This window comes from Spirosoma lituiforme (genome assembly GCF_054776635.1).
In genome coordinates this window covers 163,923-180,988 of the sequence record NZ_BAAHBO010000008.1, presented here as the reverse complement: position 1 = coordinate 180,988, position 17,066 = coordinate 163,923, and the positions used below count along the sequence as shown (strand labels likewise).

General features: G+C 53.2%; 12 protein-coding genes. 7 read left to right on the top strand and 5 right to left on the bottom strand.

What is annotated here, in order from left to right; translation table 11 throughout:
* Positions 1–77 precede the first annotated feature (77 nt).
* A complete protein-coding gene (locus ACYU87_RS23075) occupies positions 78–1,547 on the top strand; it encodes an amidohydrolase (RefSeq protein ID WP_461136470.1) in 1,470 nt (489 codons plus the stop codon).
* Between the two features lie 135 nt (positions 1,548–1,682).
* On the top strand, positions 1,683–3,452 hold the full coding sequence (gene aspS / locus ACYU87_RS23070; protein WP_461136469.1) for an aspartate--tRNA ligase: 1,770 nt from the start codon (positions 1,683–1,685) through the stop codon (positions 3,450–3,452).
* 90 nt (positions 3,453–3,542) lie between these two features.
* Here the strand turns inward: aspS and ACYU87_RS23065 are convergent, their stop codons facing one another.
* A complete protein-coding gene (locus ACYU87_RS23065) occupies positions 3,543–5,084 on the bottom strand; it encodes a sulfatase family protein (protein WP_461136468.1) in 1,542 nt (513 codons plus the stop codon).
* Positions 5,085–5,339: 255 nt separating this feature from the next.
* Between ACYU87_RS23065 and ACYU87_RS23060 the strand changes: the two genes are divergently transcribed.
* Positions 5,340–8,354: a sialate O-acetylesterase gene (locus ACYU87_RS23060; RefSeq protein ID WP_461136467.1), complete on the top strand. Its 3,015-nt coding sequence runs from the start codon at positions 5,340–5,342 to the stop codon at positions 8,352–8,354.
* 50 nt (positions 8,355–8,404) lie between these two features.
* Here ACYU87_RS23060 and galU read toward each other — a convergent pair whose 3' ends face one another.
* The 4 genes from galU to ACYU87_RS23040 all read right to left on the bottom strand — a co-directional run bounded on the left by galU (position 8,405) and on the right by ACYU87_RS23040 (position 11,475).
* Positions 8,405–9,268 carry a UTP--glucose-1-phosphate uridylyltransferase GalU gene (gene galU, locus ACYU87_RS23055; RefSeq protein WP_461136466.1) on the bottom strand — a complete coding sequence of 288 codons (864 nt, stop codon included), beginning with the start codon at positions 9,266–9,268 and terminating at the stop codon, positions 8,405–8,407.
* A gap of 108 nt (positions 9,269–9,376) precedes the next feature.
* Positions 9,377–10,372, bottom strand: coding sequence for a mevalonate kinase family protein (locus ACYU87_RS23050; protein ID WP_461136465.1), 996 nt, complete (start codon positions 10,370–10,372; stop codon positions 9,377–9,379).
* Between the two features lie 155 nt (positions 10,373–10,527).
* Positions 10,528–10,995 (bottom strand): hypothetical protein, encoded by a 468-nt coding sequence (locus ACYU87_RS23045; RefSeq protein WP_461136464.1) that lies wholly within the window; start codon positions 10,993–10,995, stop codon positions 10,528–10,530.
* A gap of 117 nt (positions 10,996–11,112) precedes the next feature.
* Entirely contained in the window at positions 11,113–11,475 is a 363-nt protein-coding gene (locus tag ACYU87_RS23040; RefSeq protein ID WP_461136463.1) for an XRE family transcriptional regulator, read from the bottom strand.
* A gap of 255 nt (positions 11,476–11,730) precedes the next feature.
* Between ACYU87_RS23040 and ACYU87_RS23035 the strand changes: the two genes are divergently transcribed.
* The 4 genes from ACYU87_RS23035 (at position 11,731) to ACYU87_RS23020 (ending at position 16,981) form a co-directional block, all read left to right on the top strand.
* Entirely contained in the window at positions 11,731–12,369 is a 639-nt protein-coding gene (locus ACYU87_RS23035; protein ID WP_461136462.1) for a hypothetical protein, read from the top strand.
* A gap of 43 nt (positions 12,370–12,412) precedes the next feature.
* Positions 12,413–13,201 (top strand): PD-(D/E)XK nuclease-like domain-containing protein, encoded by a 789-nt coding sequence (locus tag ACYU87_RS23030; RefSeq protein ID WP_461136461.1) that lies wholly within the window; start codon positions 12,413–12,415, stop codon positions 13,199–13,201.
* Between the two features lie 21 nt (positions 13,202–13,222).
* Positions 13,223–13,570, top strand: coding sequence for a hypothetical protein (locus ACYU87_RS23025; protein ID WP_461136460.1), 348 nt, complete (start codon positions 13,223–13,225; stop codon positions 13,568–13,570).
* Between the two features lie 300 nt (positions 13,571–13,870).
* Entirely contained in the window at positions 13,871–16,981 is a 3,111-nt protein-coding gene (locus ACYU87_RS23020; protein WP_461136459.1) for a hypothetical protein, read from the top strand.
* The last annotated feature ends 85 nt before the right edge of the window (positions 16,982–17,066 follow it).

Sequence of the window (17,066 nt, the reverse complement as noted above, 5' to 3'; positions counted from 1 at the left end):
CATTGTTTCGATACCATTGCCGGGGTTTTGTTTTTCTCGTATTTTGTCATTCTCAATAGACCGAATACTTCCTTCCCATGAAAAAACAACTCCTCACAGCAGCCCTGCTGTTGCCCATGCTGGCCTTCGCTCAACCGAAGGCCAAGAAAGCCTCGTCCACAACCGTCGATAAAGACAAACAGGCGATCCTGGCCGATCTCGATAAACGGTCGCCCGAGTACGCTGGCATCTCCAAGCAGATCTGGGACTTTGCCGAACTGGGCTACATGGAGGACAAAAGTGCTAAACTGCTGGAGGAGCAGCTGGTTAAGGAAGGCTTCGACGTGAAAACCGGTGTGGCGGGTATTCCAACGGCTTTTGTGGCTACGTACGGCTCCGGCAAACCCGTTATCGGCATTCTGGGTGAATACGACGCCCTGCCCGGACTCGCGACCGAGGCCAAACCCGATTTTACGCCCATCCAGGGCCAGCGCGGTGGCCATGGATGTGGTCATAACCTGTTCGGAACAGCTTCGATGGCAGCGGCCGTAGAGGTAAAAAACTGGCTTAAGTCGTCGGGTCATTCCGGCACCATCAAAATTTACGGTTGCCCCGCCGAAGAAGGGGGGTCGGGTAAAGTGTATATGGTACGCGAAGGCCTGTTCAACGATGTCGACGTGGTTTTACACTGGCACCCAGGTTCGCAGAATGCCGCCGACGCTGGCACATCGCTGGCGAACAAGAATGCCAAGTTCCGTTTCCGGGGTATTGCTGCCCACGCGGCTGCTTCGCCCGAACGGGGCCGATCGGCGCTGGATGGCGTAGAGGCCATGGATTACATGGTGAACATGATGCGTGAGCACATCCCGCAGGATACCCGTATTCACTACGTAATTACCAAAGGGGGCGACGCCCCGAATGTAGTTCCGGCTTTTGCGGAAGTATATTATTACGCTCGCCATAAAGACCGCGATATTCTGCAAAGTGTCTGGAAACGGATCGAAAACGCAGCCGAAGGAGCAGCCAAAGGAACCGGCACCAAAGTAGAGTGGGAAGTACTCGGGGGCGTATTCAACCTGCTTCCCAACGTAACGCTGGCCGAAGTGATGCACCAGAATCTGAAAACAGTTGGTGGTGTTACCTATACCCCGGACGAAACGGCCTTCGCCCAGAAAATCAGCGAAACGTTTGGTGAACAGAAAGTACCTGTAACCAACGCAGCGCTGGTAAAAGATTTTCGTGACGGCTCCGAAAGTGCAACCAGTGGCGGCTCTACCGACGTGGGCGACGTGAGCTGGACCGTGCCAACGGTTGGTTTACAAACCGCCACCTGGGTACCGGGCTCATCGGCCCACAGCTGGCAGTCGACAGCGGCCAGTGGCATGAGCATTGGTCAGAAAGGCATGATCGTAGCCGCCAAAACCTTGGCCCTTACCGCCCTGGACTTATACAAATCGCCGGCCCTCATCGAGAAAGCCCGGGCCGAGTGGCTACAGAAGCGTGGAGCCAACTTCAAATACGAGGCTCTGCTCGGCGACAGGAAACCAGCCCTGGATTACCGGAAATAGCCTTGCCCGGTGCGGTCGAAGTCTGTACCTTTGCGGCAGAATTTAGAGAGCGAAAGAGCGAATGGGTGAAAGAGCGGACTACGCATCGTTACAGACATTCGCTCTTTCGCTCATTCACTCTTTCGCTCTTTACCAATGCTTCGGACGCACACCTGCGGAGAACTCCGCCTTACCGACAACAACACGACAGCCACCCTGTGCGGCTGGGTTCAGACTATCCGCGACAAAGGCGGTGTTTTATGGATTGACCTTCGTGATCGTTACGGCATCACTCAATTGCTGCTCGAAGACGGGCAAACCGCTGCTGACTTGTTCACAACGGCCCGTTCGCTCGGCCGCGAGTTTGTCGTGAAAGCGACGGGAACGGTTATCGAACGAAAATCGAAGAACCCAAACATTCCAACGGGCGATATTGAGCTGAAAGTGACCGCCCTGGACGTACTGAACCCCGCCAAACTGCCGCCATTCCTGATTGAAGATGAAACCGACGGGGGCGACGATCTGCGCATGAAATACCGGTACCTGGATTTACGCCGGAATCCCGTTCGGCGGAGTCTGGAACTGCGCCACCGCATGGCCCAGCAAACCCGGGTGTATATGGATGGGCAGGACTTCATTGAGGTAGAAACGCCGGTCCTGATCAAATCAACCCCCGAAGGCGCACGTGATTTTGTGGTACCAAGCCGCATGAATCCGGGCGAGTTTTACGCCCTGCCCCAGTCGCCCCAAACGTTCAAGCAATTGCTGATGGTATCGGGTTTTGACCGCTACTACCAGATTGTCAAGTGTTTCCGCGATGAAGACCTTCGCGCCGACCGTCAGCCGGAGTTTACGCAAATCGACTGCGAAATGTCGTTCGTGGAGCAGGAAGACATCCTGAATATGTTTGAAGGATTGGTTCGGCACCTATTTAAAGCCGTGAAGGGTATCGACATGGCCGCCGTGCCGCGCATGACCTACGCCGATGCCATGAAATTTTACGGCTCCGATAAGCCCGACACGCGTTTCGGAATGGAGTTTGTGGAACTCAAGGGTACCTTCGATACGGTCGATATGACCTCGGGTAAAGGGTTTGGCGTGTTTGACGCAGCCGAACTAGTCGTAGGCATTAACGCGACTGGCTGCGCTCATTACACCCGCAAACAACTCGACGAACTGACCGACTGGATTAAGCGTCCGCAGATTGGCGCCAAAGGGCTTATTTATGTGCGGTACAACGAAGATGGAAGTCTAAAATCATCCGTCGACAAGTTTTATTCCGAAGCTGATTTAAAAGGCTGGGCCGCTCATTTCGGCGCAAAACCCGGCGATCTGATGCTGCTCATTTCGGGCGATGCCGCCAAAGCCCGCAAGCAGCTGAGCGAATTACGACTGGAAATGGGGAGCCGTCTGGGCCTTCGTGATCCAAACGTTTTCAGCACGCTATGGGTACTTGATTTTCCGCTGCTGGAATACGGCGAAGAAGAGCAGCGCTGGTTTGCTATGCACCACCCCTTCACCTCGCCCAAGCCCGAAGATATTCCGCTGCTGGATACCGACCTTGGTTCCGTTCGGGCCAACGCGTACGACCTGGTCATCAACGGCACGGAAGTAGGGGGCGGTTCGATCCGGATTTTCAACCGCGATTTGCAGGCACGGATGTTCAGCATCCTGGGCTTTTCCGACGACGAAGCGAAAGCGCAGTTCGGGTTCCTGATGGATGCTTTTGAGTTCGGCGCACCACCCCACGGCGGCATTGCCTTCGGCTTTGACCGGCTGTGTTCGCTCTTCGGCGGTGCCGACTCTATTCGGGATTTTATCGCCTTCCCGAAAAACAACTCGGGTCGCGATGTAATGATCGATTCGCCCTCCACCATCTCGCAGGCACAGTTAAACGAATTGAAAATCGCAACGATAGCGAAATAAAGAAGTAAGGGTTAAGCACAAAGGCCACAGAGAAAACAGAACTCTGTGGCCTTTGTGCTTAACCCTTTTTACAGCTGGCTCAATACGGTATTACTCGCGGGTCCATTTGTATAGCCACGGGTCACGGGTTTGCTGCTGAAACTGTCTCAGTTTAGTTTTCAGTCGGTTTAATACCTCCCGGTAGCGCGGGTTAGCCGCCAGATTCTTTACTTCATCGGGGTCAGCCTGGAGGTCATACAACTCCACCGCCGGGCGATGCAAATAAGCGTCTGCCGTTCGTTTACCAACTAGTTTCTGCTTCGTTCGCAGGACGTCCTGCCACGTGAATGAGTTATACAGATCGAGCGCCATTGGGAAAGGCAGCTGATGCGCCAGATTGACAATCAACTTATAGCGTCGTTCACGCACGACCCGCATCGGGTAATACATCGTTATTTCGTGGAGGGAATGAGATGCATAGACATCGTCCCAACCGGTAACGTTCTCCTGCTCAACAATCTTCCGAAATGACCGCCCCTGTTTTCCCAGACCTTCTGTGCTAACACCAGCGAAGTCAAGTAATGTAGGCGTTATATCAACCCAGGAAATCAGGGCATCCTGCACAAAACCCGGCTTCTGCGGTTTGGGCAGCTTCACGATGCATGGTAATCGCATACCCGGTTCATACAGGGTTGTTTTGGCTCCCGGAAAAGGGGCTCCGTTGTCGGACAGGTAAACGATCAGCGTATTGTCGTACTGCCCCGTGTCTTTCAGGTAGGCGATCAGACGACCAACGCCCGCATCGAGCCGACTAATTGCTTCGTAGTATTGCGCTAACTCGGCCCGACAGGCTTTCGTGTCAGGCAGGTAAGCCGGTACGCGCACCTCGCGGGGCTGGTAGAAATGATCACCAACCTGCGGATAACCACCGGGCCGATTGCCAAACAAGTTCGGCTTCGACCCATCGAAAATGGGTGAGCCATCAGCCGCTACAGCATTACTACGATGCGGATCGTCAGTAGCGAAATATAGAAAAAAGGGTTGGGCCACACCAGGCCGGGCCACGTTTGGTTGGACCATACTTGGTTTGTCTGACGGTGCAGATGCCGTATCCAGAAACGGGTAACACAAGCGGGCCATCTCCACGGGGCTTCGTCCAATAGACGCCGGATCGTTAACCCCTCCTCCTTTCAGTACCTGCTGAAAATGATAGACCCGTTCGGGTGCCACGTGCAGCTTCCCGATTCGGGCGGTACGATACCCAGCCTGTTCGAGCAGAACGGGCAACGAACGGATGGTATCAAAGGAGCTAAAGTGATGTTGTTGATGCTCCAGCCCGTACATTCCGTTGGCATGGTTATGAACCCCCGTCAGCAGCACCGACCGACTCGGGCTACAGCTGGCAGTTGTACAGAAAGCATTTGAAAACCGAACCCCGTCGGCTGCCAGCTGGTCGAGGTGGGGTGTCCGAACGGTTGGCCGACTGGTTGATTGATCTCCATAGCAACCCAGTGCTTCGCGGCCATGATCGTCGGATACGATCAGTACAATGTTCGGTCGCGGACTGACCTGCGGACCCGCGTCTAGAGCCGATTTCTCAGTTCCTTTAGTACGGGTAGGGTCACCAGATAGCAAACCAACAGTCGTTGACACAAAAAAAAAGAGACAACCTCCTGAAAGTATCGTACTGTATACAAAGTTTCTCCTAGTATATCGTTTTACTAAAATCATAAACATAGTTGATAATCAGAATATTAAAGAAAACTTCACCACACGTCATTTCACCAATTGTTACTTATTTGTAAACATTAAAACTATACAAGAAAAAATTAATCCAAACAGTAACAACAAGGCACAATAATTGCACATAGCTTCATCGGCTTATCCAACTATTAATAATTAATATTCATGACCGTATTCCTCCGAAGAGTGGCGGTTTGGGGACTCTTGTGCCTATTTTTTTCGGCACCTTCATTTGCTCAGCTCAGCATCACCAGTCCTGTTCCCCGAATGGTATTCCAGCGCAATGTAGCGAATCAGGCGGTGGTAACGGTAACGGGCATGGCCTCGGCCACCGCCACTACGGTAGAGGCTCGTTTTGTTCCCCTGGCAACCGGTCAGGGAAGCGTTACAGCCTGGACGACCATGCCTTTTCTGACGGGGTCAAAGGCCTTTCGGGGCAGCGTAACGGTAGCGGCTGGCTGGTATCGGCTGGACGTTCGCTCCAGAGCCGGAAACACCATTCTTGCCCAAACCAAGGTCAACCGGGTAGGTGTTGGTGAAGTGTTCATCATTGCGGGTCAATCAAACGCGTATGGTGGCCTTGAGCGGGGAATACCGGCCACCGACGATCGGGTTATGTGCGTTGATTTCAGGCAGGACAGCCTGAGCGAGCAACTCTTACCGCTTCAGTTCAGCCGCGTTAATTACGGCTCCAACATGGGCCCAAGCCAACCCCCGCATATGTATGGTCTTCTGGGCGACAAGCTTGTGCAGCGGCTCAACGTTCCGGTTCTGTTCATCGGAGCTGCTCTTGGCGGCACCAGCAGCACCGAATGGCGACAGTCGGCCGCGGGAAATATCGGAACGACGCCAAATCCGGCTGTTTACCGACGCTTAGGGGCCGTTCTGCTCCATTACATTGCCCGAACGGGGGCTCGCGCCGTTCTCTGGCATCAGGGTGAGAGTGATATCAACTCATCTACCCAGACGTATTTTGATAACATGAAATACGTCATCGAGAAAAGCCGTCAGCAGGTCGGCTCAAAACCACTGGCCTGGGTTATTTCGCGGGCAAGCTACATACTGGGGCAAACAAACCCGCAGGTTATCAACGCCCAGAACCAACTTATCAGCAACGTAACGAACGTATTTGCGGGACCTGCCACCGACAATATCATTGGGTATGATAATCGTTCTGACGATATTCACTTCAGAGGAATCGGTCGTATTCGCTTTACCGAAGCCTGGGACGCGAGCCTGACCGCTTCGTTCTTTCAGAACTCCGTTCCCTTCCTGCCTACGGACACGGCCGTACAGATAACCAGCGGCTACACACTGCCCCTTACTCGACGGCCGGGTGAAACCGTAGCGGTTGCCTCGGTCCGCAGCGATGCGCACGAGTCCGACAATAAGTACGTTGCCCAAATTGTGCGGGTTAGCGACGGCACAACGGTTTTTGAATCAAGCCCGAGCAACGATAATCCCATTCTGATAACCCTGCCCTTCACGCTGCAAAACGGCCAGTACCGATTGCGTACCCGCTCAACCAACCCCTCCGTTCTGGGTACACTGGGCGAACCATTTACTGTACAGCAGGACGCCAATCCCAGTATTGCCTTCCAGATCATACGGCCACCCGTTATAACCGGCACGGCCGATACCATCATTCGCCGTTTCGGTTACCGCTATGAGAAAGGCGCTACCACCTTTTGGGGATTAATTCAGGCGACGGCACCCGTAGAAGTTAGGCTGGAGCCTCTTTTCAGCAATCCTAATGTGAATTCCAACTGGCTTACGGCTCCCCCCAGTTCGCAGGCTCCGGACTTCGATGCCTTCAGTGATTTCAACTATATCCAGAATTACCCGGCCCCGACGGCTGGCGTAACGGGTGCGGTACCAGGCCGATACCGGTATTCTGTTCGCAAAAAGGGCGATACCGGACCGGGAATATCGTTTGAGATGGAACTACTCGACGGACGCCAGATCCTTTATTACCCAATGGAACCCGTCGATTCCGTTCCGCCTGTTCTAACCATCAACAGTACCTTGACTTCATCCTGCCTCAGCGGTTCAATCAGCGTAGGGGTCGATGTGACGGACAGTGTCATGAAAAGCGATAACGTGTTCAGTGTACGACTATCTGACGCCAACGGGTCGTTCGCCAACGAAACAATCATAGGCACCCGTACAACCAGTCCGATCACAGCCACCCTATCGCCCTCGTTACCCTCCGGAACGAACTATCGCATTCGGGTAGTGGGCAGCAGTCCGAACGTATCCAGCGCCCCCACTCAATCGCTGACCCTCTGCCCTGGAGGAGCCGATTTATCCTTAAGCATGCGGATCAGTAATCGAACACCGCAGCCCAACCAGCCGGTTACCGTTACGCTGGTCCTTACGAACAGCGGCCCCGCCGATGCCGCGAACGTGAGAGCCCAAAGTATACTGTCTCTGGGCATGGATTTCATTGATGCCACATCGACAGCCACAACCGCGGCATCGACGAGTGCAACGTCTGCGAGTGCGGTATCCACTACCGTATCTATCAGCGCGGGAACCATCCCTAATGGCGTCAGCAGGTCGTTTGTTTTTCGGATTAAACCCAACAGGCAGGGCACCTTTTCCGAATCGGCCCAGATTACGGCCAGTTCTCAACTCGACCCCGACAGTCAGCCCAATTCCGGCACCGGCGACGGACAGGACGATGCCGCAACGGTCGATTTACGCACACCGGCAGCTAGCGGACCTATTCTCGCGTCGGCGAATCCCAACCAAACTCCGCTGCCTACCCTCCGACCAAATCAACCACCTACCGATGCCAGCAAGGCCGACCTGAGTTTGTCTATGATCGCCAGTAGTTTGGCCGCTACAACGAACCAGGTAATCAGTTTAAGTTTGGTCGTCAGTAACCTGGGCGGAGCCAGCGCCACGAACGTAAACGTGCAGGCGGTGCTTCCTACGGGCTGGCAGCCAACCGTTACGACGGGGTTGACGATTAGTGGCCAAACGGTGACGGTTCCGGTAGGGACTATCTCGGCAGGTAGTTCGCAATCCGTGGTCTTGTCTGTGCGGGTACCGAGTCTGGGAACCGTACGCGCACAAATATCCAGCGCTTCGCCAACCGACCCTGACTCAACGCCTGGCAATGGCTACACCAAAGGCGAAGATGATGAAGCGGCACTGAGTGTGCGAATGAGATAACTGCCCTGAGACTACAGAAGGCCCCGCTCATCACGGGGCCTTCTGCATGTTTATTTCTTGATGATCTCTTCGAGGAACGCCCGGAAGGGCCCCGCAAACTCGGGTCGTTTGAGGGCAAACTCGACGGTTGTTTTCAGGAAGTCCAGCTTGTTGCCAATGTCGTGGCGTTTGCCTTCGATGCGGTGTGCGTACAGGTTCTCACGCTTTAGCAACAGAAGCATCGCGTCGGTGAGTTGTATCTCGTTGTTTTTACCAACTGGTGTTTGCTCCAGCATGGCAAAAATTTCGGGCGTCAGAATATAGCGTCCGGCGATAGCCAGGTTCGATGGAGCCTCACTAACGGATGGCTTTTCGACAAGGGTATCCAGTTCAAATATCCGATCGCTCAGCGACTTGCCGCCTACGATTCCGTACCGGTTTACTTTGTCGTGGGGCACTTCTTCAACGGCAATGACCGAACCACCGAACTGGGCGTAGGTGTCAATGAGTTGCTGCGTTACAGGAATAACCGAGTCCATAATGGTATCCCCCAGAAGTACCGCGAATGGCTCATTCCCGACATGGTGCCGGGCGTACCGAATGGCATCGCCAAGCCCGTTGAGTTCACGTTGGCGAACGTAATGCAGGTTGGCCATATCCGACAAACGACGCATCTCATCCAGCAACAACTGGTCTTCTTTTTCTTCGAGCCGGGTTTCGAGTTCGTAGTTCCGGTCGAAATGGTCTTCGATCGCCCGCTTCCCTTTTCCGGTGATGATCAGAATATCTTCGATACCCGAATCAACGGCTTCCTGCACAACGTACTGGATCGTTGGGCGGTCAATAATGGGCAGCATTTCTTTAGGTTGCGCCTTTGTGGCGGGCAGGAACCGGGTTCCAAGACCGGCAGCGGGGATAACGGCTTTTTTTATCATTTTTATGTTTCTGTAGAGACGCACTACTTGCGTCTTTGTAGCCGGATGGTTTTCCACCCATTTGTTGCTGACGCGTATGGAGACGCAAGGATTGCGTCTCTACGTAGGTTAAACTACGTAGGGCTTGATAACGCGCGCGTTGATTTTCTTTAGTTCCACGAAGAGCCGGTTCAGCATGGCATCGTCGCGGTAGAGGCCGATGATAGAACCTCCCGAGCCCGTGAAGGAAGCCGATGCCCCACAGGCACGGGCGGTTTCGATCAAACTCAGGTTACGGTCGGTTATGTTGTATATCTGCGCCCGCAGGTCAAAATTACGGTTAATCAGGTCGTTGAGCATTTTGCTATCCTGCCGCAGCATAGCCTCCCGCCCTTCGCGGGCCACATCGGCAATGGCGCTCATCGTCTCCACTACGGCTGGTTCGCCTTTGAGCCACCGCGCCCGAACGTCGTTGTGCACCCGCCCCGACTGCTTGCCCAGGTCGGTGTTGTAGGCAATGTACAGTTTGGGCAGCAACCGTGAATCGAGCGGTTCGTACTGGCCATAGCCCTGACGCGCCATCGTATCCCGATCAAAATCCATGTATACGCATCCCTCGTAGCACTGGATAACCCGATCCTGTAAACCAGCCGTGATCCCCAACTCTTCGGCTTCCGTAGCCAGTACCAGATTAGGTAATACCGGCAGAGGAATCTCTACGCTGTAAAACTGCATGAGGGCCCTAAACGTGGCAACGATGATGGCACTGGAGCCCGAAAGACCAACCTGCCGGGGAATGGACGTGTTGTACCGAATCGAAAAATTCTGATTCGGGAGCCGGATCTGCTGCGCTTCGCAATACTCGGCAAATTTCTTGATGGCTGCTTTCAACAACGGAACACCGCCATGATAGCCCAGCGTACTGACCGAGTCGCGCAGGTGATACAAACTGCGGAATACGTTGGTATCCTGCGGCTGGGGCTCGATGTGCAGTTCGGGCGAAGGATACAGCGTTACAGACGCCCCAAAGTTGCGCACGGAGATGGCAATGGTTTTACCAAAAAATCCATCGGACGGGTTACCGAGCAGGCCCGCCCGGGCGTAGGCACGGGTTTCGATGAGCAAATCAGTAGCGAAGCAAGTGTCCGCTGGCTAAATAATTAAACGACAAGTTTACGAAAGAATCGGCAGGATAAAGATGAGCCCCACCCTTCGGCGCAAAAAAAAGCGACCAGGTATCTCCCCGGTCGCTTTCGTCAACAATTATTCTGCTATCGAACTTATTCTTTCTTGTCGTCTTTACCGGTATACCCTACGTTATGGGGGTCATAGCCCTCACCTGGTCGGTCACCTTCCTCCAGGTAGGTCGCATCCGACCGGTGCAGAAGCGCATCATCAGATGGGTTTTCTGCCACTTCGCTCAGTTTTTTGGCGGCCTCATCGCTCATCATACGACCTTTCGGCTGTTCGGAGATAGCATCGGCATCGACATCCCACTCCTGGGTTCCGCCCAGACTTTCGCCTTTTGGCTCACCAACACGGCCAGTGCCTTCGTTGGCCTCGCGGGTATCTTTCGTTATGTTCAGGTTTTCTGTTTCCATATCCATACCCGACGAAGAGTCTTTGTATGAATTGGTTCCAACCCCTTCCGACTCACGACCGTAATCGGAATCGCCATGCTGGTTGGGGTCACGGGAATAAAATTCAGGATCTAGTTTGTCCGGGTCGAATGGTGATGTCGTTGCCATAGCGCTAAGAGTTTTCAGACTATAACCCGAAAGAAGAACGGTTGTTTGGAAAGCGGGTAAAGTAGCGAAGCCGGAACGTCGGGAAAAGCGCCACCCGCAACACGACTTTGCCACTGGCTATTTGCTCTTCCCTTGCATCTCCGCCAGAAGCAGGTCGTTGGTTTGTTGCAGCAGGGCGACGCGCTCATTGAGCTGAAACAGCAGGAACTCCATGTTCCGCAGTCGCTCTTCGGTTGTGATGGCCGCCGAAGGCGAGTTGAGCGTTTTAAACATGAGTCCTTCGCCCCGTAATAACCAGTCGCCGTTCACCTGCGGGTAGGCTACCAGTATTTTTTCGAGGGTATCATAACGGGGTTTCAATCGACCGTGTAAAATATGATAAACTTTCTCGCCCCGGTGCTCCCCCAGCTGCCGGGCAAATTCAAGCACACTGATGTCGAGCGAGTCGATGAGTTGCTGAAGGCGGAGATTGATTGTCATAGTTTACTGATTTGTATGTAAAAACAGGTGAAAACGCAAGGGCCATAAATCGGGCAGAATGAACGCAAATCAGCTTCCCAAAAATATCCCTACCGAATCAAATTAAGGCTTTATACAGCCTTCAGAATACTTACTGAGTAGGGTTGTTTTTCTACACAAAACTATGTAAATTTAAGTCAGTAAACACAAGGTCTTAAAAAGGCAAAAGGGACCTCAAAATGGGTCCCCTGCTTGAACAGTAAACAACAAATACTAATGAACACACAAAACAAAAGCCAAATCGAGACAATTCAAAGCGGTAATGAACTTAAACCGTATCAAAAGATTCATGAGTTGACTGGCGAGGTCGTTAACCGGTACAAGTATCTGGAGGGCCACCCCCGTCAATATCGGTTCGATGCCAAGGAAGGTGTGTTCAATATCAACGGTAATGAGAAACTGGGCCGCACCCTAACGTTCCAGCCGATTGCCTGGCGCATTTTCACGGACAACATCCTGAACATGGGCACCAAAAACTGGGCCGAACTTTTCTTCATCGACGAACGAAATTGTGTGTCGGCGGTCCTGTTCCACGGGTATTCGGTCGACAATATTTTTCGCCTGATCGAGCCGCTCTATTATGACGACCTGACGCTGGCCGACGTGGTTATTACAGCCGTTGCCGAGAAGAAAGAAAACAACAAAATCCAGCCAAAGGGCGTCTACTACATCGCCAACTTCACCTACAAGATGGCGGATGTGGAGAAGACAAAGGCGCTGAAACAGTTTGCCCAGGAGGTGAAAGTGTTCCGGCAGGAAACATTGACGGATATTGCCAACATCAAGACGGCGATGAACTACTACAATCCCTTCATAAACCCCGTAGAGGAGCCTGCTCTGCTGGCAGCCGGATAATTCAATTGATGGTCGTGTTCTTTTCAACGTTTCCCTTTTGCTCATGATTTCTCAACTGTTGACCTCCTTGCCGCAACCGCTTCTGATGCCCGGTGACGATTATCGGGCATTGCCGCGCGTTTCCAATTCCGATCTGACCCGGCTGAAAGAAGAACATCTGGGTTACTGGTCGGTGCCCTCGGCGCGGTTTATTCCTGAAAAGACCAAGGCATTCGGGCGGGCGTTTCACCAGCACTTGCTCGAACCCGAAACGGTTGGTACGGTTTTATCGCAGTTTCTGCCCGATATGATGGATCCGGCCCTGCAACCGGACGGACTTGCTCCTGCCCAGACCAAGCAGTTACACACCCTGATGCAGACGATTCGGCAGGACGGTTTCTGCCGACGGTATCTGCGAATGTCGGAGCGTGAGCGGATCGTACTGTCTACCGATCCGACAACCGGTATTGCCTGTAAAGCGCGGCTGGACATGGTGTATACCAGCCCCAAACGCCGGAACGCGATGATCATCGACCTGAAAACAACATCGGCCCGGACCCAGGCTCAATTTCTGGAATCGTGCTACACCTACGATTACGACCGGCAGGCCGCTTTTTACGTAGACAGCCTTCGCCACGCCGACGGACGCGAGTGGGGCACGACGAAGCACTTCCGCTTCGTATTTATCGGTATCATGAAACAAAGCCCCTATCGACTTTTTGCCGTTGATGCGACATCCATTCCGGGCTTTATCGATTACGGTCGCAAGAAATACCGTTTCTGGCTCCGCAAGTGGCGCGACGAGCAAACAACCGATACGCTGGCAGCACCGGCCTGGAGTATGAGTGCTTAAGAATCACAAACCAACTACCCTATGAACGCATCAATCATCACCCTCACCCCTACTGAACTCCATTTTGACTGGGGAACCGATGGGCTGGTGTTATGGATTGAAGAACTGGATGGAACCGACAGTCTGGCGGGTCAGATGAGTGAGGTAATGGACCGCATTGCTTTTGCCATCGAACTCCAGACGGGCTGGGATCACCGAACCGATGCGGATACGCTTCATCCGTTGTATGGCTATCGGCTGCTGCTGCGCGATGCGTCGGGCTTATGGAATGCTGTTCAGACCGACGAGACGGGCCACTTTGCGGGGTTGACGGCCCTGGAAGAGCTGGATTATGAACTGGCCTATGACAAAGTCATGTGGCTGGATTAAGCCATAAATCTATAGATCGTTTGTGCGGTTCTCCCCACCAGACCGATGGTTGTTTTCAAGGCACCCGGTCTCTTCAGGAGAACCGCATTTTTTGTTTATGCCAAAGGACGAAATCAACTATGCCCTCATACCCAGGCCATCCGCTGGGCAGCTCCAATGATGGTAAAATACGGGACCGCTTAATTATACATGAAATAACACAATCGTATTTCCTAAGTTTATTATACAAAAAATTTTTTAACTAAAGTCGTTTGAGTGTCAGGGATTTTACAGTTACTTTGACTAGTAAACTCCTGTCCTATGCGCCATTTTTATTGCCTGATAACCGTCTTTATCACGACGATTTCTTCCCTCGCTGCTCAGTCCTATCCTTCCTACTTTTCAATTTCCACAAACAGTCCGGTTTGCGATGGACAGTTGTTTCAGATTAGTGCAGCGTATACGGTACCCCCTTCCGGCACATCGGTCAGCTTCCGCTGGTCGGGGCCGAACGGTTACACCAGCAGCTTTTCCTCAACCATCTCCCGAACGGCGTCGGCAACCACGGCTGGAGTTTACTCCGTAACAATGACATTCACGGGAACAAACCAGGGAACGGCAACCGCATCAACCACAGTAAGCCTGGGCACATCCAAACCGATGGGATTGGTATACGATGGCCAATATTACCTTCCCAGCCGCTCGATCTGTAGCCCAACGAGCCTTTCGCTGGCAGCTTATCCAGATGAGTCGCGGAGCCTCAACAGTGCGACCTACCGCTGGACGGGCCCGAACGGTTTTTCGAGTACGGATCGAAATCCGGTTGTGGCACAAGGAGTGGCCGGTTTATACATTTTGGAAGCTACCTATCCGGGCAACTGCGGGGTTGGTAAAGACACGGTGCAAGTATACAACAACACCTTATCCGTCAGCGCTACGGCCTACACCACTGGCTCGAATCCGCAGGTTTCAGCGACTTTCTGTTTGGGAGCAGGCATCGAATTTCGGGCTGGGGCTTACACGCCGTCGGGCACAACCGTCGCTTACAAATGGAGTGGTCCGGATGGCTTCACCAGTACCAGTCAGAACTTTACCTTAACCAGCGCGACGACGGCCATGAGCGGTACGTATAGCGTAACCGCCACTTTTTCTGGCAGTTGCGCAGGAACGGCTACAATGTCACGAACGATTCGGGTTGATCAACCGTCTATGTATATCAGCGGAAACCCTGCCGCCTGTTCGGGGGGGCAACTTTCCTTGGAGGCTATGCCAATGGTTAACTATTACTCGCTCAATACAGGCACTACCTACCAGTGGAATGGACCCAATGGGTTTACCAGTACAGCAAAAAAGATTGAGCTAACCAACGTAACGTCCGATATGGCGGGTCTCTATAGTGTACGAGCAACCTTATCGGGTGCATGCACGGGAACGGTTACGGCCAGTAATCAGGTTCGGATTAATACCCCTGTTGTCGGGGTATTCAGCAAATCGACAGATAGCCTGGCCTATGGTGATCAGTATTGCCCGGGAACGTCGTTCACTATTTATCCAATTTTTTTTAACGCATCATCCAACTTTCCGTCCAGCCAGTCAACACTGTCCTACCAATGGCGCGGCCCCAATGGATTTACCAGTTCGGATCGGCAACCAACCATCCCGACAGCCAGTACGCTGGCGTCCGGGTTATACAGCTTGACCGTTACGGTTGCGGGCGAATGCAGTGGCACCTATACAGATACCAGGGAGATCAACATTGGCAAACCGATCAGCTATGTTTCGGCTTATCCCCTGAACGGAGTTAGTCAACAGGATACCTATTGCCCTGGGGCCACAGTCGTTTTAGCCGCCCGTAACAACCCGGCCAATGCACCCGTTACCGCCTACCAGTGGCGTGGCCCCAACGGATTTACCAGTTCGGCCCAGAGCCTGACCCTCGCGACCATTACCGCCCAGATGGCCGGCGTTTACAGCCTGACGACGGTATATGGGGGGCAGTGTGCCAGTAAACGAGTTGAGTTTGCCAATGTCGTTGTTGGTACACCAAACGTGTATGGGGGTGTTTTTCGAAGCGATGGGGCGGGTGGCGGCAATCCACCGCTGTGCGCCGGTAATTATTACACGCTGGCACCCAATGCGTTCGTCACGAATACCAATGACATACGCACCAACAATACCCACAGCTTCGAATGGACATTGCCCGATGGAACAACCTCGGCTTCACCTTTACTGACCATCGCCAGTGCGAACACGGGTCATGCGGGGCGTTACATCCTGAAGACCACATTAGGGGGCGTTTGCGCATCAGCCATCACCCGCGACACAACCGACATTGTTGTGGGTATAGAACCGCCCAACATTCGGGCCAGTAACCCACTCATTACCCGTGGCCGATCAACGACTCTATTCGCGGAGAATTGCGTTGGCTCTACCGTTCAGTGGTCCGACGGGCAAACCGGGTTTACCATTACCGTCGCTCCAACCCAAACAACGACTTACCTCGCCACCTGCGTGGGGTATGAAGGATGCCTCAGCCCACAATCGGCTCCGTTAACGATTCAGGTCAGCAATCAGACCGAAGCCGATTTAAGCCTGAAGATGGCCGTCAGCAACCGGACACCCGCACTGGGCCAGTCCGTTACGCTGACAATAGCCATTACAAATAGTAGCGCTCAGGAAGCCCGTAACGTACAGATCGAAAGCAGGTTACCGGCTACATTATCGGTCATCAACGCAGGAACATTCCAGACAGACGGACTCGTTCTGACCGCTACCGTGGCGAGTATTCCAGCCAATAGCACCATAAACCTGCCCGTCCAGCTAGCGGCTACAGCCGCCGGAGATTTTTGGTTAACGGCTCAGCTCATGGCGAGTGATAATCCGGATCCCGACTCCTGGCCCGCCAGTGGTACGAATGATGGGCAGGATGATGCTGGTCTCGTTAATCTACGCACCACGATCGGCGGAGCGCTTGTTAAGGCACCGCTGGAGCCTAATCCAGCCGATTTGCCCGAACCCCGTATCCGCAGAACCCTGTTGCCGAATGGGCTGGTCGATTTGAGTCTGAATGCGTTTTTAGATAAAGCGTCATCCTCTCTGAATGAAATTATAACAATTACCCTGTCGCTCAATAACGTTGATAATCGGCGATTGCTTAGCCCGGAGGTCACCTGTCGGCTACCCGCTGGTCTGACGTTTATAGGTGGAACGGGTTTGATTGCCAGTGGTCAGGAAGTTACCCTGGTCGGTGGAAACTATTATTCGCAATGGCCGCAAACGTTTAGTTTTCAGGCGCGGGTAATCGGTACCGTATCAGAACCCATTAAGGCCCAAATCAGCTATTGCGATTGGGATGACGTTGATTCGAAACCCGGCAATGGCTTTACCACCGGCGAAGACGATACAACGCAGGTCAGTCTGCGGGTGCGTTAGTGCATGACATTCCTGTTTCAGTACCATGCAACCTTTTGCTGTGTCCTTGCATCTTTAGGGAAATCAACCGCAAAACTGATCCAGA

Excerpts from the sequence above, each read along its gene's own strand:
- ACYU87_RS23075 (WP_461136470.1), top strand. The coding sequence starts at position 78 with ATGAAAAAACAACTCCTCACAGCAGCCCTGCTGTTGCCCATGCTGGCC.
- aspS (WP_461136469.1), top strand. The coding sequence starts at position 1,683 with ATGCTTCGGACGCACACCTGCGGAGAACTCCGCCTTACCGACAACAAC.
- ACYU87_RS23060 (WP_461136467.1), top strand. The coding sequence starts at position 5,340 with ATGACCGTATTCCTCCGAAGAGTGGCGGTTTGGGGACTCTTGTGCCTA.
- galU (WP_461136466.1), bottom strand. The coding sequence starts at position 9,268 with ATGATAAAAAAAGCCGTTATCCCCGCTGCCGGTCTTGGAACCCGGTTC.
- ACYU87_RS23045 (WP_461136464.1), bottom strand. The coding sequence starts at position 10,995 with ATGGCAACGACATCACCATTCGACCCGGACAAACTAGATCCTGAATTT.
- ACYU87_RS23040 (WP_461136463.1), bottom strand. The coding sequence starts at position 11,475 with ATGACAATCAATCTCCGCCTTCAGCAACTCATCGACTCGCTCGACATC.
- ACYU87_RS23035 (WP_461136462.1), top strand. The coding sequence starts at position 11,731 with ATGAACACACAAAACAAAAGCCAAATCGAGACAATTCAAAGCGGTAAT.
- ACYU87_RS23030 (WP_461136461.1), top strand. The coding sequence starts at position 12,413 with ATGATTTCTCAACTGTTGACCTCCTTGCCGCAACCGCTTCTGATGCCC.
- ACYU87_RS23025 (WP_461136460.1), top strand. The coding sequence starts at position 13,223 with ATGAACGCATCAATCATCACCCTCACCCCTACTGAACTCCATTTTGAC.
- ACYU87_RS23020 (WP_461136459.1), top strand. The coding sequence starts at position 13,871 with ATGCGCCATTTTTATTGCCTGATAACCGTCTTTATCACGACGATTTCT.